Origin of the sequence: Dyadobacter sp. CY312, from assembly GCF_021390535.1 — a bacterium.
Classification (GTDB): domain Bacteria; phylum Bacteroidota; class Bacteroidia; order Cytophagales; family Spirosomataceae; genus Dyadobacter.
In genome coordinates, this window is the sequence record NZ_JAJUXG010000013.1 from 1 (window position 1) to 26,647 (window position 26,647).

General features: G+C 43.4%; 17 protein-coding genes. 11 read left to right on the plus strand and 6 right to left on the minus strand.

Annotation, left to right across the window (positions count from 1 at the left end):
• The first annotated feature begins 127 nt into the window (after positions 1-127).
• Positions 128-772 carry a response regulator transcription factor gene (locus tag LZG71_RS18445; protein ID WP_233822803.1) on the plus strand — a complete coding sequence of 215 codons (645 nt, stop codon included), beginning with the start codon at positions 128-130 and terminating at the stop codon, positions 770-772.
• 25 nt (positions 773-797) lie between these two features.
• Positions 798-2,771 (plus strand): sensor histidine kinase, encoded by a 1,974-nt coding sequence (locus LZG71_RS18450; protein WP_233822805.1) that lies wholly within the window; start codon positions 798-800, stop codon positions 2,769-2,771.
• A gap of 363 nt (positions 2,772-3,134) precedes the next feature.
• Here LZG71_RS18450 and LZG71_RS18455 read toward each other — a convergent pair whose 3' ends face one another.
• Complete coding sequence (locus tag LZG71_RS18455) at positions 3,135-3,431, minus strand: hypothetical protein (RefSeq protein ID WP_233822807.1); 297 nt, start codon at positions 3,429-3,431, stop codon at positions 3,135-3,137.
• A gap of 139 nt (positions 3,432-3,570) precedes the next feature.
• Positions 3,571-6,258 (minus strand): DNA ligase D, encoded by a 2,688-nt coding sequence (ligD, locus tag LZG71_RS18460; protein WP_233822809.1) that lies wholly within the window; start codon positions 6,256-6,258, stop codon positions 3,571-3,573.
• Positions 6,259-6,711: 453 nt separating this feature from the next.
• Between ligD and LZG71_RS18465 the strand changes: the two genes are divergently transcribed.
• Positions 6,712-8,295: a Na+/H+ antiporter gene (locus LZG71_RS18465; RefSeq protein WP_233822811.1), complete on the plus strand. Its 1,584-nt coding sequence runs from the start codon at positions 6,712-6,714 to the stop codon at positions 8,293-8,295.
• Positions 8,296-8,326: 31 nt separating this feature from the next.
• Complete coding sequence (locus LZG71_RS18470) at positions 8,327-8,845, plus strand: HEAT repeat domain-containing protein (RefSeq protein ID WP_233822813.1); 519 nt, start codon at positions 8,327-8,329, stop codon at positions 8,843-8,845.
• 58 nt (positions 8,846-8,903) lie between these two features.
• Here LZG71_RS18470 and LZG71_RS18475 read toward each other — a convergent pair whose 3' ends face one another.
• Entirely contained in the window at positions 8,904-11,228 is a 2,325-nt protein-coding gene (locus tag LZG71_RS18475; RefSeq protein ID WP_233822815.1) for a TonB-dependent receptor, read from the minus strand.
• Between the two features lie 159 nt (positions 11,229-11,387).
• Here LZG71_RS18475 and LZG71_RS18480 point away from each other — a divergent pair, with 159 nt between their 5' ends.
• Positions 11,388-11,822 (plus strand): PepSY-like domain-containing protein, encoded by a 435-nt coding sequence (locus tag LZG71_RS18480; RefSeq protein WP_233822817.1) that lies wholly within the window; start codon positions 11,388-11,390, stop codon positions 11,820-11,822.
• A gap of 177 nt (positions 11,823-11,999) precedes the next feature.
• On the opposite strand, the gene LZG71_RS18485 is transcribed toward LZG71_RS18480, so the two are convergent.
• Complete coding sequence (locus LZG71_RS18485) at positions 12,000-13,772, minus strand: RagB/SusD family nutrient uptake outer membrane protein (RefSeq protein WP_233822819.1); 1,773 nt, start codon at positions 13,770-13,772, stop codon at positions 12,000-12,002.
• Positions 13,773-13,778: 6 nt separating this feature from the next.
• On the minus strand, positions 13,779-17,108 hold the full coding sequence (locus tag LZG71_RS18490; RefSeq protein WP_233822821.1) for a TonB-dependent receptor: 3,330 nt from the start codon (positions 17,106-17,108) through the stop codon (positions 13,779-13,781).
• 816 nt (positions 17,109-17,924) lie between these two features.
• On the opposite strand from LZG71_RS18490, the gene LZG71_RS18495 reads away from it, so the two are divergent.
• The 4 genes from LZG71_RS18495 (at position 17,925) to hemF (ending at position 22,382) form a co-directional block, all read left to right on the plus strand.
• Complete coding sequence (locus LZG71_RS18495; RefSeq protein ID WP_233823226.1) at positions 17,925-18,299, plus strand: BlaI/MecI/CopY family transcriptional regulator; 375 nt, start codon at positions 17,925-17,927, stop codon at positions 18,297-18,299.
• 37 nt (positions 18,300-18,336) lie between these two features.
• Complete coding sequence (locus tag LZG71_RS18500; protein WP_233822822.1) at positions 18,337-19,785, plus strand: TlpA disulfide reductase family protein; 1,449 nt, start codon at positions 18,337-18,339, stop codon at positions 19,783-19,785.
• Between the two features lie 51 nt (positions 19,786-19,836).
• The gene (locus LZG71_RS18505) at positions 19,837-21,252 is read left to right on the plus strand and encodes a M56 family metallopeptidase (protein ID WP_233822824.1); all 1,416 of its coding nucleotides are present in this window, start codon (positions 19,837-19,839) and stop codon (positions 21,250-21,252) included.
• 206 nt (positions 21,253-21,458) lie between these two features.
• The gene (gene hemF / locus LZG71_RS18510; protein WP_233822826.1) at positions 21,459-22,382 is read left to right on the plus strand and encodes an oxygen-dependent coproporphyrinogen oxidase; all 924 of its coding nucleotides are present in this window, start codon (positions 21,459-21,461) and stop codon (positions 22,380-22,382) included.
• Between the two features lie 52 nt (positions 22,383-22,434).
• Here hemF and menC read toward each other — a convergent pair whose 3' ends face one another.
• Positions 22,435-23,517, minus strand: a complete 1,083-nt coding sequence (menC, locus tag LZG71_RS18515; RefSeq protein WP_233822828.1) for an o-succinylbenzoate synthase — start codon at positions 23,515-23,517, stop codon at positions 22,435-22,437.
• A gap of 65 nt (positions 23,518-23,582) precedes the next feature.
• Between menC and lpxK the strand changes: the two genes are divergently transcribed.
• Complete coding sequence (gene lpxK, locus LZG71_RS18520; protein ID WP_233822830.1) at positions 23,583-24,614, plus strand: tetraacyldisaccharide 4'-kinase; 1,032 nt, start codon at positions 23,583-23,585, stop codon at positions 24,612-24,614.
• Positions 24,615-24,649: 35 nt separating this feature from the next.
• A complete protein-coding gene (locus LZG71_RS18525; RefSeq protein ID WP_233822832.1) occupies positions 24,650-26,638 on the plus strand; it encodes a putative porin in 1,989 nt (662 codons plus the stop codon).
• The last annotated feature ends 9 nt before the right edge of the window (positions 26,639-26,647 follow it).

Consider the following 26,647-nt stretch of genomic DNA (forward strand, 5'->3'; position numbering starts at 1 on the left):
TTTTCAGCCCAAAACAATCACTCAAATTGATCATTTTTATACCTTTTATCTATCTCAATATACCTCATATACAGTAGTTTAAAATTTCATTTTATCAGATATATTTGTATTAAAATCACCTTATAAAATGCACAACACAGCCGAGATCGCCGCATCGGATATATTATTGATTGATGACCATATTCTGGTAGCAGAAGGCTTTAAAGAGCTATTATTAAAGATTTTACCACCCGGTTCCAAAGTTGATATTTGCTTTTCTGTCGACAAGGCGAGAATGAATTTACAGGGCGGTAGTTACAGGTTTGTAATCACCGATCTGATGATACCGGGCCAGGATGTGCTGGAGTTCATTACCTATTGCCGAAAAACCTTTAAGAATATTATTATTATAGTAATAACGGGTGTAGTCGATGCGAATAGTATCAGGGCCTGTCTTGCTGCCGGAGCCAATGGTTACCTGAGTAAGGCAATTGAACCCCGTGACGTGAAGCTTGCTCTTGAGTACACGTATCTTGGTAAAAAGTTCATCAGCAACGACCTGAGTGGAAAATTGGCAGACAGTATTTTATCAGCAGAAAATACCGCATTAACCGCAAAGGAAATGGAAATTCTCAGACTGATAGCCGCCGGGAAAGGCACCAAAGTGATTGCAGAGATATTGTTCATAAGCCCTATTACGGTGATGACCCATAAACGAAATATCTTGCGCAAGCTTAACCTTCACTCCGCTACCGAACTGGTGAAATACGCCTACGACAACAATTTGGTTTGAACAGATACATTAACAGAAAGGCTTCATGCAAGAATATTGCTCCGTTTCTACATTCCGGGACAGATCCTGCCGCCCAGGTTTTATTAATGGAAAGCAGGCTATACTTTTTCTGATAGGCTTCCTGCTTTTTTGGATTAATAGTTTTGGACAAAAGAATACACCTGCCCGGGAGTGGGAAAGTTTGTTATCGGACTATGTTTCAAAATCAGTGCATGATACAGTTTACCTTCGGAAAGCGGAGGTACTTGCAGGGCAGTCGCTGAAAGAACCACAACTAAAACAAAGACTGGCAACATTTAGAAAAATAGCATGGTCCAAAGAATCTTATCATCCTTACAGGGCCAGCTACTATGGTATTCTTGCGAATCATTCCATTGCCATTCATCAGGAGGGATTTTCAATTTATTATTTACAGAAACAGGAGGAAGAATTAAAAAAATCGGTTGATTATGTCAATTCCCTGAGTGAACCCCGGCTGCTTCTGGCCATTTATGGAAGAGATGAGCAAAGTAATATTGATAAACGTCTGGGTATTTTTCAGGATAATCTCCCATTTCTAAAATCGTTGCCCGGTCTGCTAAAAAAACAGCAGGTGCATTATCTCACCTGCTTTAATGCGATGACTATCCTTAATCATGCCGCTCAGATTTATGCAAAAAAAGAGGATAGCCTGAAAGTGCTTGCAATATGCAATCTGTCGGAAGGCATATTCAGAGAGATTGAAAAGGATGCGGGGTTCAATAAAATAAGGAGACAACAATGCAGGCTGCTGTTGTACATGACAGAACATGCAAGAGCGAAGGTATTAAAGGATACCAGGCAGCAGTGGACCGTGCTACACGATGCCGAAACCTTTGTCAGGGCTATGCAAACCGAATCACCATCTGCCTGGCTCAGGGCTTTTGAAAGGGCTGTGCTGACGAAAATGATAGACTTCAATATCAAACAAAATCAAATTGATAGCGGCAGATACTATTTTAACATCCTAAAAGGCCAAGTTGCTTCTGAGTCCAAAAATGCGTTTGGAGATGGTGCTACTAAATATTTACTTTATTCCAGTATACTAAACGCGAAGGAAAACAATTACCGATCTGCATATGATACGTTGCTGAAGGCATACGAAATAAATGATTCCATCATAGCGACAAAAACGGCCGACATCCATAATAACATGTACGCCAACATGGTAGCTGAGCAACGTGCCGAGCAACTCGTGACTGCCGAAATTGAAAAAGGCAACAGGAACATCGTCATTTTTGTCATATCAACTTTACTTATTGTGGCAGTTGCTTCATTAATTTTAAGGCAAAAGGCCAGGGATGCGAAAATGAAAAGGCAAATAGAAGACCTCAATAACACCACTCAGATTCAAATCGCAGAACTGGAAGCAAAAGCCAATACGGTGCAAAAAAAGCTTGGAATGGAACTTCACGACGGAATTTCTGGCAACCTGGTCCACATTTGTAATCACCTGGCCACAGAATTAATGGGTGAAAATGATCCTGAAAAAAGAGACAGGTTGCAGCAATTATCCGATTTGGCAAAAAAAACCTATATCGCTACCAGAGAAAAAAGCCACGAGTGGTACACGCAAGGAACAGAAGATGAACTTGATGCTTTTTCCAAAAGTGTAGAAAAGATCGTTTCAAATGCGCTTGCCGGCGACAAATATGAAAAACAAATTGAGGTAGATCACCTTTCTCTGGAAAAAGTATCTCCTCTAACCCGCGTTCATCTGTTGCGCATCATTCAGGAAGCGATGGCCAATATTATCAAACATGCCAGGGCCAGTAAAATCAAGCTTTTTATTTATGAAGAAGATCATTCACTGACCCTTCAGATCACTGATGATGGCAGGGGATTTGACACGAACCCGAAGACAAATACCAAAGGCGTCGGTTTGCAATCCATCAGAAACAGAATACAGGAAATGAACGGATCTCTGGATATCGTTACATCTCCCAAAGGCACTGAACTCCTGTGTATTATTCCGATCTGACTTATGTTTGTCGGGCTCTGATTAATATAATTTTCAGCACTGTGAAAGAAAAAAAGGTGAATGAAAGGCACTCACCCTTTAACTATTGTAAACCTAACTAGCATAAGCTGCCATCCATGCCGGATGAATTTGAACATTATCGTTTGAAAATATAAAGAGTGCGCGTAAAACACCCACCCTTTATTCCTCAACAACAAGCAATATGCTAAGCTGTGGACGAGAAAATAAATTTAAGTAACTCATTGACAAACAAATACCTGCATAAGCGGTACATATTTACCTCAAATGCGGTATCGGTTATGATATATTGGCAGACTTATTTATCCTTAAAGTACTTGCGGCCGATCGCTTAACGACCCTGCCTTACGAAATTCCAACGTACTGATTTTCCCGCATTTCATGCCTTGAAAACAGATTCTTCATTTCGTGCCAATGTACATCCTCGATTTGATGTAAGAAGGCATCGAAAAGGTCCGAATCGCCTTCCGCGTCAACGAAGTTGATGTCTTTCTCAACATTATTCTTGCTCAGCAAAACGGTGTACTCTGTATTAACAAACTCAAAACCGAACCTGACACATGCCACGGCACCACTATGATCGTATACCGCGGTTTCAATAAAAACAAGTTTCAGCTCATTGGAAAATAATTGCGGGTACATGGAAAGTTGATGATTTAGGAGTTATAGTCAGGATATTCTGACCTGTAGGAGGAACGATGGTCACCACACCAGCATAAATTAAAAACAGACTTTCAGCCCTGTCCATATTTTTATACTGCATCTGAGTCAGCTATTCCGCTCATTCATCGGCTCCTACAATTTTATGCAGGTCAATTCCCTTTCCCAGAACAGGCAGAAATAAATCCCCGACTTCCTTTATTCGCTGCATGGTGTTAAAGATCGTAAAATCAGACATTTTCAGACCTGGTTTTACTTCCTCCCAATGAAGCGGCATGGAAACGGTTGCACCTGGTTTTGGTCTTACTGAATATGGCGCTGCCAGCGTTGCTCCGGGCCTATTCTGTAAAAAGTCCAGGTACATTTTACCCTTTCGGGCTTTTACTGCCCTTTCCAGACTTGTAAAGTCAGGGATTTGCTCGTTCACAAGCGTGACAATCACACGTGCAAACTCCTTGGACTGCTCGTAGGTATACTTGCCTCCTAGCGGAATGTAGATGTGTATACCTGTGGATCCGCTCGTTTTTGGATATGAAGCGGCGCCCAGTTGGTCCAAAACCGACTTCGTAACCTGTGCTGCCTCTATTACCTGTTCAAAGGTGGTCTTGGGAGCAGGATCAAGATCGATGATACACCAGGTCGGATGATCAGGATTGTCCGTTGTGGAACTCCACGGATTGATTTCAATGGCTCCCAAATTCGCCATATACAGCAGGGTAGCCTCATCATTGGCAACCAGATAATTTTTATCCTCCGGATCGTCGCTGCTTTGATAGCGATACCTGGTCATCCATTCGGGGACTTTCCTAGTCACGTCTTTTTGGTAAAAACTGGGCCCCTTGATCCCACCCGGAAACCGATTCAGGGATTCCGGTCTGTCTTTCAGATACGGCAGTATAAAAGGCGCTACCTGGTAATAATAATTGATCAGATCCCGCTTGGCTATCTTCTCGTCCGGCCAGTAAATTTTGTTCAGATTGGTAAATTTCAGCTCATGCCCTTGCAGCTTTTTGCATTGGGTTTTCTCTTTGGGATTTAGCAAAGTCCTGCCTTCCTGTTTTTCCGGCGTTCTCACAATCTCTTCAAGACCTGCTTTTCGGGATTTAGTAACCTTACCACTGTCGGTGGCTGTTTCCACAACAACTTCCTTTGCGTTTTTATCCTCACGCATGGCAACAAAAGACGGATGACGAAACACGCCGTCCTGTGTGATCTCTGAAAAATTTACTTCACAAACCAATTCCGGTTTCAGCCAGGTAACAGTAGCATGAGGTGGATTACGACGAAAACGGGACGGTTTGTTATAGTCAGGAATTTCTTCAAATGGCGTTCTTTCTGTAATAAGAGGTTTAAAAAGCGCAATCATTTCCTTTTGCTGCTTTTGGTTAAAACCCGTTCCTACTTTACCCACATATTTAAGATTTTTACCTTCATAAGCCCCCAACAGCAACGAGCTGAACAACTTTGGCGTGTCTTCATTCCGGGTATAGCCAGCAATAACCACTTCCTGACGTTTCTGTACTTTAATCTTCAACCAGTCTCGTGAACGTTCACCAGGCAAATAAGTGCTGTCTAATTTTTTAGCTATAATACCTTCCAGTCCCATTTCTTTAGCAGCATCAAAAAAATCGGTTCCCCGTGCTTCGACGCTAAATCCACTTCGGATGATACCGCCTTCTGGAATTAATGGTAACAGCGCTGCGCTCCGTTCCTTTTGGGTCAGTCCCGTGAGATTTTTTCCGTCCAGCCAAAGAATATCGAATACGTAGAATAAAATTTCGCCATCCGCTTCGCTCCGCCAATTTTGGAGAGCACCAAAAGTCGAAATGCCCTTTTCATTCACGACCACGATTTCCCCATCAATGATCGTATTCAGATTCCAGGCCTTGATCGCATCATAAACCGGATAGAATTTATCGTTAAATGATTTGTTGTTCCTCGATTTTAGCTCCACCTGTTCCCCTTTCATGAACGCCAGCGCCCTATATCCATCCCATTTCACTTCATATTGCCATCCCGGATCGTCAAAAGGGGCATCTGCCAGTGTGGCGAGCATGGGTGTGATTTTCGTGTCAAACCTACCTTTCGGTGCTTTCTTTATGATCTCAGTTACGTCCAGCTGCGGCTCGGGTACATGCGTATTTTCAGGATCTAACTGTTTGTCCAAAGACTTTTTAACGGTCTTTTTGGAAACAGATTTACCTTCCTTCTTCTGGCGATAAATGTTGTCACTTGTTGCTGCAATTTCTTTCAGATCCTGTCCCGAGATCACCGACTTGTCTTGCAAAGTAATGTCGTCTTTGGTCGCATATTTGTCATTCAGCTTCATAAGCAGCCAGCCGTTATCTCCTCTCCCATGCGCCCTGACAAGCGCAAACTGACCTTGCAACTTGTCCCCGTTTATGTCGAACTTGATTTTTCCGGCGTTCAGCTGCTTTAACAGATTTTTTTCATTCGTTTTTTTATCTTTCTGCAAATCCTCTGCCGGTTCGTAAGTGCCTTGGTCCCACACCATCACAGTACCTCCGCCATACTCACCTTTCGGTATAATCCCCTCAAAAGTCCGGTAGTCATATGGATGATCCTCCACCATCATGGCCAGACGTTTTACATCCGGATCCATGGATGGCCCTTTGGGCACCGCCCAGCTTTTAAGCACCCCGTCCATTTCAAGTCGGAAATCGTAGTGAAGGTGTGAAGCTGCATGCTTCTGCACCACAAACCGAAGTTCCTTTTTATCCGGTTTGCCTCCAAATGGTTCAGGCGTTTTACCCGTCGATCGTTTTGCTTTGTATTTGACCAAGCTCATAGTGCATTGTGGGATGAGTATTTAATCCATAAAGTCAAACCACATCAAAGCACGTGCCAGCTGGCAAATATTATCTGAACATTTCCCAAAACCGTAGCTCCCTATAAAGCCGTCAGACCTGCTCAATTCTGTTGGCAACTATACTTTCACCGTGCAGCCAGGGACGTTACAGATTACAATCGTCCCTACCGCGCTTTAAACTTAAAGAAAGTAGTTGAATCAATCTTAACTGGCAGAATTTGAACTGATGAAGCATCAGTGACTGACAAAAATGAAATTTTATTATCAGCAAAAAGTTTGGTTAAATTTGTCCAAATTTGATAAACACACTTCATCATGCTGGTTAACATAAACTTGCCGGAACTTCTTCATTTTACCGAACATCATTTCTGGTAACTGATATCTTGCCTCCACACCGTTTCGAACCAAGTACAGACTTCATAATTGCAAAAAATGCATACACTATTGCCTTTCCTGCTTGCCATGGTGGCCGTTATCGTGCTGCTCAACATGTGGGCCGCCAAACTAAAAATCGCTTATCCCATTCTGCTGGTTATCGGTGGACTTTTCATCAGTTTCATCCCCGGACTGCCAATTGTAAGAATAGATCCAGACCTCATATTTTTCATTTTCCTGCCGCCTCTGCTATTCCAGGCGTGCTGGACTGTTTCTTTTAAGGAGATGAAAAAATGGTGGCGGATGATCACCAGTTATGCGTTTCTGGTCGTGTTCTTTACCGCGCTTTCCGTGGCGGTGGTGGCCAATCATTACATCCCCGGATTCTCAATTGCGCTGGGATTTTTACTTGGCGGAATTGTATCACCACCTGACGCCGTGAGCACCGGCGCCATTACCAAATTTGTAAAAATACCTAAATCCACCACTGCCATTCTGGAAGGAGAAAGCCTTTTGAACGATGCATCCTCACTCATTATTTTTCGCTTCGCCATGGTGGCAGTTGGTACCGGCCAGTTTGTTTGGCAGGATGCCGCGCTCACTTTCTTATGGATGGTGCTGGGCGGTGCGAGTATCGGTCTGCTTATTGCCTGGCTGTTTGTACAGGCGCATAAAAAGCTGCCTACCGATGCACCTTCCGATATCGCTTTCACCATCATAGAACCGTATTTTATGTACTGGATTGCGGAGCAGCTGCATGCTTCGGGGGTACTGGCAGTGGTATCCGGCGGCTTGTACATGTCTGCGAAACGCCTGATATTCCTGAACAGCGCCAGCCGCATCAGAGGTTACAGCGTTTGGGAGAGTTTTGTCTTTATCTTAAACGGCATTGTATTCCTTATCATAGGGCTGGAACTACCCGAAATCGTGTCCGGCATTCGTTCAAAAGGTATTCCGCTGAGTACAGCCATCGGTTACGGTGCTTTAATAACGGTTGTTTTAATCGTCGCCAGAATGATCAGCGCTTATGCGTCTATGCTTGCCACCCTGATTTTCAGACCGGGCGTGCTTCCACAGATCAGAACTTTTAAACGCATGTTGTTCACGCCTCTCATTTTAGGATGGACTGGCATGAGGGGCGTGGTATCCCTTGCCGCGGCGCTGGCTATACCGGTTACCCTGGACAACGGTAATGCATTTCCTCACCGGGATTTAATATTGTTCATCACCTTCGTTGCCATCCTGCTCACATTGGTGGTACAGGGACTTACACTTCCATACATCATTAATCGCTGGCGCCCTTTCGACGCGTTCATGAATGAAGAGTCGGAAGAAGCTACTAAAAAGGAAATGAAACGTGGATTGAAGCAACACGTTTACGAACATGTGAAAGAAAAATATGCAAATGAAGCCAACCCGCACGCTGGTGTACAATTGTTTATGAAACAATGGGAAGAGCGTGCGAAAGCCAATGACGAAGACCTGATGAGTGCCAGAACGAAGGAGATTTTTACGGAGATACTTGAAGTTCAACGTCAATATCTGACAGTACTGAACGAAAATCCGAAAATTGATGAAGAGGTGATCCGGCAGCAGTTGTATCAGCTGGATCTGGAAGAGGAACGGTTGAAAATCATTTAACCAACTGATATTTTTGACAACAGCAACGACTATGGACTTAGCAGACTTATTTAGTGACAAATCGATTAAGGCAAAAGCGAAGGTGACCCGGATTGGAGAATGGCTGCTAAGTGACGAGCTTCCCGTACATGAATTACTGGCATTTGCAGAAACCAAAAAAGGCGCGGAGCTGGCCACAGCCATCGAAGCACTCGAGTATGCCACAAGTAAAAAGCCCGGAATAGCTGACGAAAGTGTATTAGGATTTGTAACAAAAGCACTGGACACGGCCGAGCCGAAAGTGAAATGGGAAAGTGCCAGGGTGATCGGCAATGTGGCCCATCACTTCCCGGACCAGCTGGAAAATGTGATCGAAAGTCTGCTGTCAAATGCCGGACACCCGGGTACCGTAGTTCGCTGGGCCACAGCCTACGCACTAGGCGAAATCCTGAAATTGAAGACGGATCACAACCATAAACTCCTGCCCGCTATTGAAAAGCTAAGCGCACAGGAGGAGGATAACGGTGTCAGAAAAAAATATCTGGACGCGTTAAAGAAGGCAAAAAAGTGAATGTCCGACGGTGTAATGATTTCGTGCGAAAGTCAATACAAACCAACTTTTGGGACAGTTAAAACTCCCATCTGTAACTTAACACGGGAATGAGACCGAGCTGATATTGACGTACCACCCTTTTTTGAAGTGTGTCGTAATAACTGTAAGCTTCGTTTTTGGTACCGGAAATATTCTGGATATCCAGTGCAAGCGTCCGATTGTATTTTGTCTTGCTTTTTTTCCAGTAAATACGAATATCAGGACGGAAATAATCTTTCATTTTGATTGAAAATGCCTGATCTTCAATATAAGTGGTTAGGCGGTTTGCAGCGGATGCTGTTACATCAATGGGTGTATCTCTGAATCCTCCAACCCACAGAATTTTGGTATTAAATCCCCAGGTACTTTGTTCTCCCGACTTAAATTCCTTTCCTCCGGTGAAACTCAATGTATGCCTGCCGTTAAAACGACTGTCTCTTCTGATGCCATCACTGCCCTGATAGGTTGCGCTGTACAGCGAACCCGACAAAAGGATGTAATACTGATCCGTAAGTAGCTTCTGATACGTTGCCTCAACCCCATAGTTCCTGCCTTTGCCAGCATTGGTAAGGCTTCTGTTTACATCATTTTCAATGACATTAAGCGCTGAAAAAGAATTGCTGACCCCATTGCTCACCGGTACGTCATAGATATGCTGCCAATAGGCTTCCACTTTTAAACTGCTGTTTTTGGCAAAGTTTCTCTGATATCCTGCTACGAAATGATGCGACCTGGTGGGGCTGAGCCCGATGTTACCGGAAAATGTTGTCGTGCTTTGGTTGGACATGTACACCTGCGGCAACTGCAACTGGCTGTGAAGTCCGTATGAAAAACTCAACTGCTGGCTATTGTCCAGTTGCCATTTAATCGCAGCTCGTGGTTCCAGGGAAAAAGATTCTCCCTCCTGCACGCCCATACTCAGCTTACTGATCATGGCATGCATACCAATTTCGGAGGTAAGATTTTCCGTAAGTTTGGATGTCCAATTTACAAATGGCTGAGTCAGCCAGCCATCCAGTTCATTTTTATATTCTCCGTAGTATCTGTATTGACTAATCTGATCGTTCTGACGTGTCACATATAAACCCGCTTTTAATCTGTTTTTGTTATTGATCCGATGGGTTACATAAGTGCTCAGTGAAATGCGCCCCTTGTTTTGTTCATCCCGTTCGGTGAGGTTCCGGTTGTTTGCCGAGATGCTGACATCATAACTTTCTCTGGAAGTGGTCAGGCCCGAGGCAACGATGGTGGTGTTCCAGGCGGTGCGGTTCCCTAGCGGTAAAGTGTGGGAAATCCCCCCTGCTCCCATCTTATTTTTGAAAATAATATCCCTTCCGTCTTTCTGAAATTCCCAGGACACACTATCTCTGTCGGCAGTAAATACATTTTCGCTAATGCCACCCAACCCGAAAACAGTGAAGGTTCCGGTTTTACCGGCTGGCAGATTAATGTTGAAAGAAAAGTCCTGAAACTTGTTAACCTCACCGCCAAAGTCCACCCCCATAGCGCCTAACAAGCCGGTGAATGAATAGCGGTAATTGGCAAGATAGGATGCTTTCGATTTCTTAGAGAAAGGGCCTTCTGCGGCAACATCAATTCCGATGAGACCAACCTGAGCTACAAATTCTGTTTTTTCATCGTTCCCCTTTCTCAGATTCATGTCCAGCACGCCAGATAAGGCATTGCCATATTGTGCAGGAAAAGCACCCGACATAAAGTATGAATTCGAAAGCAACTGCGTGCTCAATATATTTACCCCGCCTCCCGTTGTGGTAACCCGGTCGCTGAAAGTACCTGCATTGGACAAATGGTTGGGATTTACAATCTCAATTCCTTCAAGCCGCCATTGCATTCCGTTGGGTGAATTTCCCCGAACCACAAGCCCGTTGGCCTGGTCGTTTGCTGCCGCCACACCCGGAAAAGACGTTGCCACACGGGCAGGATCCAGATATGTTGCCGCATAGCGCAGTGTTTGCTCAATCGTAATTTCCTGCACACTATTGAAAGCGCCAGGTCGGTTGGTAGTCACCGTTGCAGCCTCCAGTTGTCGTCCGGACTGATGTAGCCTGATATCCTGTACATTCTCTTTTCCAGATTCAAGCAGTATTTCCGGGATGGTGATTGACTCATAACCGAGATATGAAACTGATAAAACGTATCTGCCCACGGGAAGTTTATCGAACCGAAAAGTGCCTTCATTCGAAGTATTTACTCCATTCACCTGGTTTTCAACAGCAACTGAGGCTCCTTCCAGCGGAAGACCCGTATCTGCGTCTTTTATCGTACCGCGAATGGTAGATGTATAAGTTTGAGCGAAAGCCAGAGAGGACGAAAGCAGGAGAAAAAGGAGAATTCGAATCATTTCAAAGTACAGGTAATTTCAATGCTGGCACAAAAATAGTATGTTCCTGCCTGTTTACCTGCGAAGACAAATCTTAAATTTTCTCCCGATCGATAGGGGGAAGCTCATTCCGGATTGTCTCAGATCAAACTAATGAACAATTTATCTAACTGACACTTTATGAAAATCGCATTAACAAGCCTCGTATTCAGCCTGCTTTTAATAACTGGTTGCGACAAAGACAAAGTTGTAAACGAGAACGAATTACCAGGGGGAGCAAAGGAATTTGTGGAAGCTCACTTCCCGGCTGCCAATGTGCAGCAAGTGGTGAAAGAAAGGGACGATTTGCAGACAACATACGATGTGATTCTTGACAATCAGGTAAAACTGTCTTTTGACAAAGACGGAGACTGCTACGACGCTGAAAGCCCGGCTACTCTCAAACTGCCTGATTCGATGATACCTTCGAAGGTTCTGGAATACGTGAAGGCTAATTACGCAGATCACTTTATAATTGAATGGGAAAAAGACAAAACGGATCAGGAAGTAAAACTTTCCAACCGTGTTGAGCTGGTATTTAATCTGAGTGGTTCGTTTTTGAGAATTGATAACTGATTAGCTCGTAGCCATTAGCTTTGAGCTAACCTTAAAACTGGTAATAGAAAGTTAAAAACATAGTATTAAAGGCGTAAGTATTTTGTCTCTGCCGGATTGAAATATTTAGCTATAAGAAAAAAAATGGCGGCCGTCCCAACAGGATTGCCGCCATTTTCTATTCAATATCACCCCTATTTACCACCCAGGGTTCTGCCCCAATGCCGCATTACGGGTGCGGTCATTTTCCGGGATCGGATACAGATATTTTTTATCAGCCCATTCGCGTGCTCCCGGATTCCACAACACTTCACCGGAAGTTCCGTTGGACAACTGAATTCGTCCCACAGCAGTGGAAGGTGAAACATCCACAAACGCAAGTCCTGGTGTGTTGGATGTAGGTTTTGTACCCTGATAAAAATATACATCCTTCACTCCGTCTCCATTCAGGTCATATTCACCCAAAGCAGGCACATACATTCCGTTTAATGTCGCTTGCTGAAACAATTCTCCCAATTTCCATCTTCTCAGATCACTCGGTCTCAGGCCTTCAAAAACCAGCTCAACCGCTCTTTCTCGCAAAACTTCCAGTAATACCGGGTTCGTGAACTTTCCTTTATAGAAATCCACCATGTAAGGGTCAGCCACTGTCGGCAAGGTTGTCAAAGTGGTACCGGTTATGCCCGCTCTTTTGCGCAACGCACCAATGGTAGCAGTCCAGTCTGCGTTTGTGATTGTACCTAGTTCTGCAAGTGCTTCTGCCTTATTCAGCAACACTTCTCCCCAACGCATTACAATGTGAGCGTTGTCATTTCTGCTTTCATCATCATAAGGAAAACGTTCATCATAACACCATTTTATAGGCTGGTAGCCGGTATAAGTCTGGCTAAAATTCGGAGGAGCCACCACTGAAACTCCATTTTCGGTGCGACGGTAGTCCCCAAGTCTGATAGTCTGCTTCAAACGTAAATCTCTGTTTTTAACTTCCTCGACAAAGGGGGTCGTTTTATAACCTGCATTGCTTGTGAAAGAAGTTCCATCCAGATTCAGGTAGGTATTCACAAAACGGCGGGTAAGGCTTGGACGGTTCCCGTAGGTCGGGCTTATAAACCGGCGGTTGGCTGAACTGAATACCTGCAAGTTTGCACTCAATGCAACAGACAAGATCGTTTCATCGGCAAAGGCGCTCTTGGCTATAAACATTTCCCTGTACGACGTATTCTGATTCGCTCCCGTATGCAGTGTAAATCCGGTGATGGCATTAGCCTCTTTTACTACCTCCTCAAACCAGGCATTTGCTGTGGATTGTTTGTTGTAATTCGTATGATATTTACGCAAAGAAGCTTCAAACAAACAGATTCTCGTCTTATAAGCCCGCGCCACATTTTTGGTAATCCTTGTAGTACTTGGATCTGAGTTAAGAGTGATGTTTTCAATAGCGAAATTAAGGTCAGCTAACACCTTGTCCATTACTTCAAAACGATCATCCCGTTTCGCGTTCAATTTCTCCTTATCGTTCACATCAATGGTTCTCTCAATCCAGGGAACATCTCCAAATCTTTTCACCTTATCGAAGTAGAACAGTGCTCTGAAAAACCGGGCTACACCTATGTAATGGTTTCTGGTAGCCACAGGACTTGTCTCCGCACTCTCAATAAAGTAGTTGATATTACGCAATTTGTCCCACTCCCACCCTGTACTTGTAATCGAACTCAGCGCATTGGGAGCCAGGTAATTATCCACACCATTGCGGGCAATAAGATCCGAATTATCGTCCTCCTGAAATACTCCAATATCGGGTTCCGGAAGTATTTTGTAAAAAGAGTTAGCGTAAAGTTCAAGACCACTTTCAGAGCCAAAAACGGCTTGGTTTGTAGCTGTATCCACGGGCGTTTCACCCAAATCGCAGGAGCTTACGGCAACAACAAAAATTGCTGCCAGCGTATAGTTAAATAGCTTTATGTTTTTCATCGTAAATCAAAAGTTAATGGTTAAACCAACTGATACCGCTTTAAGCATGGGATAGTTGTAACCGTCGCCACTTGTTCCTTTTCCGTCACTACTCAAATCTCTGTCGGAGCCGTAGATGTTCGTAACATCTGTATCCTTGGTCCACTTGTACATCGGCGACCACGTCCAGAGATTTTCTCCCGACAAATACACTTTCACGTCACGCGCATGGATTTTGGAAAGCAGGCGCTGCGGTATGGTATAGCCAATCTGTAAATTTCGCAAACGGATGTAAGCGGCATTTTGCAGGAAGCGGTCATTCGGAGTACTCATCGCACGGTTTGCTCCCTGAGCCTGATAACCCACCAGACGTGGCAGATAAGCATCAAAATTACCCAACTCTTCACGGAACATATTGTCTTTCTGCCAACGTGGGTAGGCGTTGTAAGGACGATTATATTGTCCCCAGAAACGTCCCTCAGCCGAAGGATAATAATCCTGTTTCATCACACCCTGCAAAAAACCTGAAACGAAGAACCCACTCCAGTCTCCGGAAAGACTCAATCCATAGGTATACCGTGGTTCAGCATTACCTATAATTGATTTATCGCCTGAATCTCCCACACGGTTAGATCCCTGATAAATAATGTTATCGCCATCAAGATTTTTGAATTTAAGATCTCCCGGATAATTTTTTCTGGTATTGGTAGCCTGCACGTTGGCCTGCGAAGGTGAATTTGCGATTTCATCCAACGACCTGAACAAGCCTTCAACCTGATAACCCCAGATCTCCCCGATTTTCTTCCCCTCATAATGATCCGTCAGCAACTTGTCAGTATTGTTGTATTTGGTAATTACCGCAGTGTAATCTGCCAGAGTGAAGCGTACATTATAATTAAATGGTTTTGAAGCGAGCTTAAACTGGTCTGCCCAGGTTAATGAAAGCTCCCAACCCGTGGTTCTCATATCCGCATAGTTACCCTTCGGCACTCCGGTTCCAAATACTGCCGGAACGGTTGGTCCGACAGTGAACATATCGGTTGTCCAGCGGCGATACAGGTCGGCAACGAGAGAAAGTTTCCCATTCAAACTCTGCAAATCCAAACCAACGTTGCCGCTCGTTGAAGTCTCCCAGGTAAGCTCGTTAGGTACAACTCCCGGCTGGCTCGTTAGCTGCGGACGAATGCCATTGATCACACGGTCAGACTGCAAGATTTCGAATTTCTCATTGAACGAATAGGGATTAATGTTACCATTACCCAGCGAACCATAAGAAGCGCGTAACTTCACATTTGACAACGCCTTTGTATTCACCTTCCAGAATGGCTCCTCAGAAAGCCTCCATCCTACGGAAGCAGACGGGAAGAATGCCCATTGCTGGTTGGTTGGAAACTTGGATGAACCATCATAACGGCCATTTACTTCCAACAGATAACGTTCACGGAAGTTGTAGTTCATTCTGAAAAACCCACCTGCAACTGCCCATTTTTGATAACCTCCCGTAGTTACAATACTTTGTCCCAATGCCAGGCTTATGTCATCAGCATCTGCATATACAATTCCGTTTCGCTGAGCTGTGAGGTTATTGAAAAGCGAACGTTCGTAATTAAATCCTACCAGGAAGCCAAAATTATGCGTCGAGTTAAAGGATTTTACATAATCGGCGTACACGTTGGTGGCAATGTACTGGGTCGTTCTTTTTCTTTCCTGAATGTCATTTGTATTTGTTCCTGTGTAACCAAATACACCCTTTGTACGGCTGTAAGGAACCTGCACCCGATTTTGCTGATTGGCGATATCATTGCTTTGGAAAGTAAAATCTCCCCGGATAATCAAACTTTTGTCAAAGAACTCTGATTTTGCGGAAACCCTGTTTCTCAGAAATCTTTGAATGTTGTCCACTCCATTTTTCCCGATGTAATAGTCACCCACAGTATACGCAGCAGAGAAAGACAACGTTCCGTCCGGGTTTAACATCGGAGCCAGCGGGTGCCCTTCATCAGCAATATTTCTCCATATACCACTTCCCTCACCCACATTAATGGGCTGATGGTATTTCGTGTGAGAATACTCCATATTGTTTTCAACTTTCAACCACGGCGTAAGCTGTATTGCTCCCTTTGCCCGCATGTTGTACATCCGGTAGTCGTCGCTGTTGTACCGGAACAAACCTTCCTGACCATTGTAACGCCCGCTCAGGTAAAACGTAGCCTTCTCACTTCCACCCGACAGGGAAAGATTGTGGTCCTGCGTACTGATCCGTGGTTTGTACAGCTCCTTATACCAGTCTGTGCTGTAATAGTACTGATACTCATTCGTGTTCGGATTTACTTCCACTCTTGGCAGAGAAGGATCTTCGTAGCGCCTCTTGATCTCAGCAAGATAAGCGGGAGAAAAACTGATCGTTTTGTTAATTGCCGTCGGAGTACTTCCGTTGTCGTTCCAGCGCGACCAGGCATCACTGAAACCCTGCGCCCACGGATAGGAATCCGTAATATTATCCGGTACTTCGGTAGGCGTTTTAAGTGAATAATTTGCCGAATAAGTGATGTTCGTCTTGCCCGACTTTGCCGATTTGGTGGTGATCAGTACCACACCGTAAGCCGCCCTCGCTCCGTAAATAGAAGCCGATGAAGCGTCTTTTAGAACCGATACGCTTTCGATGTCATTGGGGTTCAGCATACGTGGATCACCTTCCACGTTATCTATCAAAACCAAAGCATTTCCTCCCTGCCCAATCGAAGTAGTACCTCTGATGTTAAATGAGGGCGACTGAGTTGGTTTTCCATCTAACAGGTTAAGATTGAGGTTGGGTATAGCTCCAACCAACCCCTGCGCAATATTGGGAATGGGCCGGTTTTGGAAAAACTCCTCTCCAACCTGATCCACGGCGCCGGTCAGGTTTGCCTTTTTCTGAGTTCCATAACCTACCACCACTACTTCTGAAAGTGCTTTGGTATCAGCAACAAGGTTTACGTCAATTACACTTTTGGTTCCGCTCATCTCTTCAATGGTGAGATAACCCACAAATGAAAATACCAGAGTAGCACCATCATCGGGCACATCCAGCGAATAATTACCGTCTACATCGGTAACTGTCCCGACCTGAGACCCTTTGATCAGAATGTTGACCCCGGGAAGCCCCTGTTTATTGGCTGCATCCACCACTTTACCTGTGATTTTCCGTTCAGCTACTGCCGGGTTTTGCTGTGAGACATACGAACTTCCCAGGTTGGCCGGGGAAATGGGAGTATTTGCCCAAACCGCACCATGAGCCATGGCTACAATTGCAAGTTGGACGAGAGATTTGTCGAGAGATTTCATAACCGAAATCCTCCTGTCTTTAAAAAGGGACATAGATGATTTGTTTTATTCTAAAGAAATTCAACAGAACTAAAGGACATTACCCGGTCGATCCCGGTTCACATAGTTACCTTGAAAACGGTGACTTACATCACATTACGATTTAAGCAGTTATGTACCTTGTTTATTCATGGTGCTGAGTAAAGTTGTATGTTAAAATCAGATGAATGCATATTGTTTGAAAAACGATGGAGATCACCTTTCGAAAAAGACACCTATTACTATATACGCAGTAGACAATACTTAACAACCAATATGTTTTACAGAGAAGGGAAACAATATCGAAAAGCAGGATGAGACAGATGAATAATGCTCAACCAACCATTCTGACCGCAAAGTTGTACATTTTTGAGGTACCTGAGTTTCCGCTAATCTCTTATTAACAATTTGATAATTTAGTATCAGAATGCCTGAAGAGCGAATAGATTGATTTACAGTTTGTACCTGTTGCGGTAAGAATTCAGCGGCAACTTACGCAGGTATAACATGGAAAAGGGCAAGGCCGTTGTGTGAAATGACGTATACATTCTCATAATTGGTCAGGTTTAGGTTTTTCTAAAAGTATTAATTATTCTTTAAATTATCCTAAAAAATTACATTTTAATAATCTTCTCCCTTTTTTAAAGCCTCCATTTTCACCATAACCAGCCACGATGTCAGCGCTTTAAACGTAATGCACAAAATTGATATCCCTAGGATAGATCTGGGATAACATTTTCAAAAAAAAATAAAAATTCCAACAAAATATATGAGAATAAAAATTAATACTCTACATTTGTAGAGCATGATAGACAAACATAGAATCGCATGATACAATTGAGTAAAACCGAAGAACAACTGATGGACTATTTATGGAAAGCGGAAAAAGCTTTTATGAAAGACCTGATTGATTCATTTCCCGAACCAAAGCCCGCCACCACCACGGTTGCTACGCTTTTAAAACGAATGCAGGATAAGGGTTTTGTGGGTTACACACTTTACGGAAACTCCCGGGAATACTACCCTATTGTCCCAAAAACGGAGTATTTCTCCAAGCAGGTTGGGGGAATGATCAAAACTTTTTTCAATGACTCCGTGTCTCAGTTCGGCTCTTTTTTCGCAAAGGATACGAACATGAGCACGGCAGAATTGGAGGAATTGCGGAATATTATAGAGATAGAAATAAACAGAAAAAAAAGCGAGTAAAAAAAGTATCTTAACTCAAAATCAAACGCATTCAGCCATGAAATACGTTATTTTATTTTTTACTATTTCACTATTTTCCTGCACTCAGAACACAAAGAATGAGAACAGCGAAAAACAAACAGCTGTCTTAAAAGAAATTCCGAAGATTGACAGCCTTATTACCCTTGAGATAAAAACGAAGCCAGGAGAACAGTTTTTCTTCGAATATATGGATCCTCTGTTCAACTTTAATATCATCGAAACCCCTGAAAAATTAAAAGTCGATTCCATTTTCAAAAAAGAAATTGTCTCGTCCAGACCTATACTGATTAAAGATATTCATTGGATGGCTCACAGCTACATCTATCTCAAACCCGGCGAGACGTACAGAATTACTAAAGATTCCGTTTTTTCGAACTTTGAGGTGGTTGGAAATCCTAAACGTACCTATGAACTCAATGCGCTCAAGGAGCTAGCCAGGCACATTAAAAAACAAAAAAGGATCACTGAATTTGACCTGAAGGATATACCAAGATATCGAAAGTTTACCAAAATGGATTTCAAAGCAAGGGACTCGGTTTTGAAGAACGACTATGAAGACAATCTTCAATTTTTGGCGGCATATACTTCGAAAAACGATTTTGATCCGGATCAGAAGAAAATCCTACTTCGAAATCTCCTCTATCAATACAAAATTGCTCATTTGAACTTCAACAAAAAAACATCCGATCAGACTCGGAAGTACCTCAATGATAGCAAGTCCTTATTTAACGAACTATTGCCCATGATGAATTGCGATAGTTGTTTCGACGATCCCAACTTCCCCTATTTGACTGAAGCTTTTGCTAAAAACTTCATCGCCGACCCGGCTAAGGTGGGAGCAGAAAAGGCTTACGGATCGTATGCTGAAAATTTTAAAGGACGGACTCGGGATTATCTGTTGTACAATCTGATAAAATTGGGTGGAATGTTCAATAGCACAAAACCGAACCCGAAACTTGCCAGGCAATTTCAGATTGATGCGCGAGATCCTTTGCTCAAATCATACATTAAAGAGACGTATGATTTCCTGGAAATAAAGAAATCTGCTACGGGAAAGTTGGCAAATGCAGTCGGAGAGGACATTTCATGGAGTCGAATGTTGGAAAACAACAAAGGTAAAGTGGTTTATGTTGATTTTTGGGCAAGTTGGTGCGGTCCTTGTAGGGCAGAAATGCCAGCGTCCAAAGCACTAAAGAAACGATTTAAAACAAAAGATGTCGTATTTATAAATATTTCTATGGACGAAAATAGTGCTGCTTGGAAGAAAGCTTGTAAATCGGAGGGCATTGATGCCCCGGGAAACTACATTCTCGTTCAGCCCGACAAATCGGACTTGAAAAGGCAATTCCGCATCACTAGCATTCCGAGATACTTCCTGATCGACAAATCGGGAAAAGTAGTTAATCCTAATGCGCCCAGACCGTCAGATAGCAAAATCACAACGGAAATAGAGCAGCTTTTGTAAAAACGCACTGTAATTCTATGAACTACCGTCACCAATTAATTACAAAAACCAATGACAACTTACATCATTAAATCAATCCTATGCTCAGGTGTTCTGCTGATGTTTTACCATCTCTTTTTGCAGAAAGAGAAAATGCATCACTTCAACCGATTTTATCTGTTGATCAGTATTATTCTTTCACTGGTAATTCCGTTGATCAGTATTGAATTAAAACAGGAGTCCATGCCCATATCTATTCTCAATTATGACCAAACTTCCGGTTTATTGTTTGAAATCCCGAACAATAACATCCATACCGAACCGCTAACTGTAAGACCAGATACGAGAATAAACTGGATGGAATATGTGCCCATGGGCTTTTACATCTTGATAGTTATGTTTCTCCTCGCCCGACTAACCCGTAATCTTCGTGCCATTTATTCCAAAACATATGCAAACGAAATAATCTTACACCAGGGAACCTACCTGGTGCTACTGCCTGAGCAAACAGTTACGTTCACGTTTCTGAATTATATTTTTATAAGTAAAGGCGAGTATAACCAGAAATTAATCGAAGAAGAAGTGTTGATCCATGAAATGGCGCACGTCAGACAGAAACACTCACTGGATATTCTTTTTCTGGAAATCGTGCTCGCAGTATTCTGGTTTAATCCGTTGCTACTTCTCTATAAAAGAGCAATTCGCCTTAATCACGAATTTCTTGCCGACGAAGCCGTCCTTTCAAACCATTTTAATGTAAGCAGGTATCAATTGATGCTCCTGGACAAAATTCTTTTTACAAAACAAGTAAACCTTACCAGCAGTTTTAACTATTCAATCACCAAACAACGATTAGCGATGATGACCAGAAGTACTTCAACAATTGTTGCCAATAGTAAAAAAGCAACTGTTCTAATTCTGATGACCTGCATGATCTACCTAATTTCTTTTAAAGAAATCGTGGCTCAAAAAGAAATTACTCAACCAGCCAAAAGTAATTCCACAACTCGAATTGAGGGTGTTACAGACAAACAATTTGACAGATACGAAGCTATTTTAAAGAAAATGATCGAGACAAGAGTCGGTCGAAATGGAAAAAAATACACTTATTATTCCATGATGGATAACGACCAGGTAAAAATAGCCGATGTTATTTTTCGATCAATGAGTAAAGAACAGCAAGCAAAAGCCACCAAAGTGCCATTTATTCCTATGCTCGAAGTTCCCCAAATCACACGGCCCACTCAGGCTCAGCTTGATGAATGGCAAAACGGAAAGAAATTTGGTGTATGGCTGGATGAGCGCAGAATTAGCAATGCCGAATTAAAAAAATATAAGCCATCCGACTTCGATCACTATTTTGTGAGTAAACTCGAAAAAAACGCGATAAACTACGGGAAGCATTATTTTCAAATTGGGCTCTCCACGCCTAAGACCTTCCGTGCATGGCAAGAAAAATACACTCCGTTAACAGCTATTCCTGAATAATCTGGCAAGAATGTAATGCTAAATCAACCAATAACTTACATCACCAAGTAAATTCTCTTCTAAGGTTTTGAAACTTATGACGAAAGGATGAGTGACGGAGTCAGCTACCAGATGTAAAACAAGGCGAATTGATCCTACATACCTTTCAATTAAGATTACACTCTCATATTTTGTACTTTTGCCGTTATACAAAAGAAGTGAAATTCATGAAGGTTGAAGATATAGAAACGTTTTTCAAAAACTTACAAGACAATATTTGTGCGGCCATAGAGAACGCCGATGGTACGGCGAAATTCAAGGAAGACGCCTGGGAACATCATTCGGGCGGAGGTGGCAGAACCCGGCTCATCCAGCAAGGCGGAGTTATTGAAAAAGGTGGCGTTAACTTTTCAAGTGTGCGTGGCGAAGTTCATCCAAGGCTTAGGCAGCAAATGAATCTTAATGAAAACGATGATTTTCATTTCACTGCAACGGGCGTTTCCATCGTCTTGCATCCGCATAATCCCAACGTACCGATCATCCACATGAACGTGCGGTATTTCGAATTGGACAACGGAACATGCTGGTTTGGTGGTGGTATCGACCTTACACCTCATTATGTGGTGGAAGAAGACGCGAGGAATTTCCACCAGCATTTAAAAACGGCCTGCGACAAACACCATGCTTCTTTTTATCCGAAATTTAAAACCTGGGCAGACGATTATTTCTTTATCCAGCACCGAAACGAAACCCGTGGCATTGGCGGTATATTCTTCGACTACCTGAAACCGGATGAAGAAGGAAACGGACAAGGGCTGTCCAAGGAAGCATTGTTTGCGTTTTTGAAAGAAGTTGGAGAAAGCTTTGCTCCTATCTACACAAGTTTGATGGCGAAACACAGAGACGACTCATTTACGGAAGCGCAAAAACAATGGCAGTTTTTACGGCGTGGTCGTTATGTGGAATTCAATCTTGTCTGGGACAGAGGTACCAAGTTTGGACTGGAAACGAATGGTCGCACCGAATCCATATTGATGAGTTTGCCGCCGCAGGCCAATTGGGAGTATAACATGATTCCGGAAGAAGGTTCCAAGGAAGCTGAAACCTTGCAGTGGCTACGCAAAGGTGTCGATTGGGTTAGCCCGGTCTGAACGCATTTTAGCGGGCTGAACGGCGACAGGTGAAGTGGGGATTATCTCGTTATCAAAAACGGGGCAGTTCCCATTTTGCATTTGGATTGTAGAACAAATGTCCGTTCCTGATATCCAACGGCGATTCGAAATTGTTGTGATAAAGTTGCCCGGTACCCAATCCCTGCGGTAGCTCGTTGCTGAAACCGGCAGTAAACTGAGCAATGGCATTTAACCCGATATTCGATTCCAGTGCAGAAGTAATCCACCAGCCAATATTCAAACGGTTGGCAATTTCAATCCATTCTTTTGTATGTTGAAAACCACCAAGCAGTCCGGGTTTCAAAATAATATAAGGCGGCTGTATTTTTTTCAATAATGCGAACTTCTCCCGATAGTCAAAAATGCCGATCAGCTCCTCATCAAGTGCAATCGGCACAGGAGAAGATTTGCAAACATTCGCCATCAAATCGTGCTGTCCTGCTTTAATGGGTTGCTCTATTGAATGCAGATCAAACGCTGCAAGCCGAGCCAGTTTCTCATCAACATCGGCAGGTGAAAATGCGCCATTGGCATCCACTCTCAATGTAATTTCTTCCTTAGAAAATCTCTCACGAATTGAAGCCAGAATGCGCAGTTCCTGCTCAAAATCAATAGCCCCCACTTTCATTTTTAAGGTTGAATATCCCTGAGCGAGTTTTTGCTCTACCTGCGCAAGCATATCGTCATAAGATCCCATCCAGATAAGGCCATTCATCAGAATCCCTTTTCCTGCGGTAGAGAAAGTATTGGAATAAATAATCCTTTTCCCTCCGTTCATATAATCCAATAACGCAGTTTCAATTCCGAAGCGGGCGGAAGGCAAATGTTCCGGAACGATCTGTTCTAGAATGATGGATAGATTGAAAGGAAATACTTCCAGATCGAGCTCATTGAACAATTCGCAAACGGAAAGCAGCTGGGTTTCAAAATCAGGAACATCGTCGAAACTTAACCCGGGCAGAGGCGCACATTCACCATAACCTTCCAAGCCCGGCTGTTCCTCATCTGTAATCCTGATCATCCAGGATTTTCGTTCCGTCATCACACCGCGCGATGTACCCGCTTCCTTTTTGAACAGGAATGTATAGGGTTTAAACGCGATTTTTAACGGCATGATTTATGGTGTCAGGTTTCAAGGGGCACAATATTAGCCAAAAATTACGTAATTATGCAGACAAGATGGAAGAACATAATTGGATAAAAGTCATATTAACGCCACTCTCCTGGATATACGGTTCGGTGACAGGTATTCGCAACCTGTTTTATGACCAGCAAATTTTCCATACCGAAAAACCGAAACAATTCACCATTTCGATAGGTAATCTCACTGTGGGTGGTACAGGCAAAACACCTATGACAGAGTATCTTGTACGACTTTTATCACCCGTTTACAAAACGGCGATCCTGAGTCGCGGATATGGACGAAAAACCAGGGGATTCCGTCTTGCCAGCCACACTTCCACTGCCGCTGACATTGGTGATGAACCCAAACAGTATTTTGAAAAATTCGGGGAACAGGTTTTTGTCGCCGTGTGCGAAAAACGTGTTGAAGGAGCCAGCCAGCTTTCCATAGTGCATCCTGAAATAAAGCTCATACTGCTTGATGATGCTTTTCAGCACCGCGCCATTGGACAAGATCTTAAATTGCTTCTCAATGATTACAACCGACCGTTTTACCAGGACATGCCGTTTCCTGCCGGTCGCTTGCGGGAAACCAGAAATGGCGCAAAACGCGCAGACGTGGTTATTGTCACCAAGTGTCCTGAAAATATCTCAGAGGTTGAAAAAACGAAAATCGCATCAAATATCAGAAGGTACAGCAAACTGGATGTTCCCGTGTTCTTTTCTTTTATCCGCTATGCCGCACCGCTTGGTTACTCAGGGATGCCGGTTAGGTTAAAGAATGTTAAACTGGTTGCAGGAATAGCAAATCCGGAGACATTTGTTGCACACCTTAGGGAGCAAACCAACGTTATGGAAGAAATAATTTTCCCTGATCACCACAATTACTCACCCGGTGACCTGGAAGGCCTGATTAAGTACTTAAAAAACGATACTTTTGTGGTAACAACCGAAAAGGATATGGTCAAGCTGAAACCACTGGTGGAAGAAGCTGGCTTAACGGCTCAATTTGCATATGTACCCATTGTCGTCGATTTCAAAACAGATGCGACAAGATTTAACGAATGGATTCTGCAACATACCCGATGACCTCCTTTAAAACCGGCCGAAATAGAGTTTCGTTTATGAGAATTGCTTTTAGTGTATTCATTTTCTTTTGCAGCTTCATTTTTGTACAGCATCAGGCAACCGCACAGGTAAATCTGCCAGGTGGACTGAAAATGCCTGGCGGCGGAGGTGGTGGAGGTGGAGGTCTTGGTAGCGGAGGAGGCGGTGGCGCTGTGCTCGACGACAGTACCAAAAACATCTACGGTCCTAAAACAACGCTGCACTACTTCGAAAACGACATTCTGAATAACCGTGATTCTGTACGATATCTGGTGGATACTGCACTTACCAATTTCCACCGGTGGTCGCCAATAGACAGGTCCTGGGGAAAACTGGTCGATCTTGGGAATGCAGTAACGGCTTCACGAAACCTGTTTTTTCAACCCCGGCAAGATATCGGAACACAGCTTGGAATGCGCGCTTATGACGCCTACGCTATCAAACAGGAAGAAGTTCAATACATCGACACCAAGTCACAGCATACTTATCTAAGTTACATCAATGGAGGCAAGAAAACTTCGCTTGGTAAATTCGGCTATTCTCAGAACGTGCATTCCCGCCTCAATTTCGGTTTGAATTTTGAAAGGTTTACATCCAATAAGCAATACGGAATCTACAATACGCTAAGTTCAGAAGCTTTTTTAGGTCAGAACTGGACCTTTTTGTTACACGGCAGCTATTTTTCTAAAGATAAAAAATACCTCATCCTTGCTAATTACCGACACCTCAATCAAAAGGTGCGAGAACAGGGAGGCGTGGTAATCGCAACTGATGAAAGTACAGGCATCACCAGTCCTTATCCTTACGACGGCCCTGCCCGGATCAGTGACAATGCCAACTCCTGGGAACGCCGTCACGTATTTCACATTTACCAACAATACAAGCTTGCAAACGGTTTTCAGCTTTTTCAGCAGGGAGACTTCACGAGTATAATCAACCGCTACACCGATCTGGATATTACCAGAGGGGTAGAATATATGGTTTATAAAGACGTGAATTTTGATGAATCCTACACGCGTCAGGATATTTACCATAAAGTGCTGGATACCAAACTGGGCGTGAAAGGTTATTATTCAGGCTTCAATTACCGGGCATATTTTCGACCAAGACTTTACAGTATGACTGCCGGCGGGCAGGTACCGAACACAACCGGAAGCCCGTACGCATCCTATCGGACCGGATTGAGATTTGACAACATCGTCGGAGGTTGGGCTGGTTATTATCTAAAAGACTCGGCACAACATCTGACTGTTGAAGCTGAGCTTAATTTGTCAGACAATGTTGAGTCTAATCTCAAAGGAGAATTGAAAACCAAATGGGGTTTAGCCGGAGCTCAGTACATTAGAACCGCTCCCGATTTAATCGTTCGCAGATATCTGGGAAATCATTTTGACTGGCGTAACAACTTCTCCACTCAAAATGCTTTGACAATTTATGGATCACTTCCATTGAAAACGAAACGTATCGATTTTGTTCCTGAGGTTCACATTCATAATATTGAAAACTACATTTATTACGACACCCTTGCACTACCCAAACAACTTTCATCAGCTTTTAACATATATCGTGTAGGTTTTACAACAGAGAGTCATTTTAAAAGATGGAATTTTGCAGGGATGGCTTATTACTCTGCAACTGGGAACAGCGACGTTTTTAAGGTTCCAAATATTTTCGGAAGCGGCGAGGTAACCTTTGATTTTATTTATGCGAAGGTATTGTATATCCAGCTTGGGCTTGCAGCACGCTACCGCTCCACGTATTATGCGGATGCCTACATGCCGGTTACCCAGCAATTCCATCGCCAGAATACCACCCAGTTGCAAGGACGTGTTGTAACGGATGCTTTTGCCAATGTAAGGATTTCACGGGTGCGGTTGTTTTTCCAGATGTCGTATCTCAACATGAAACTTTGGGGCGCTGCACCAGAAGGATATTACGTTACCCCAGGATACATGGGACAAGGCCGCGCCTTCTCATTCGGCGTACTCTGGCCTTTGTTTGATTAAATCCTTTGA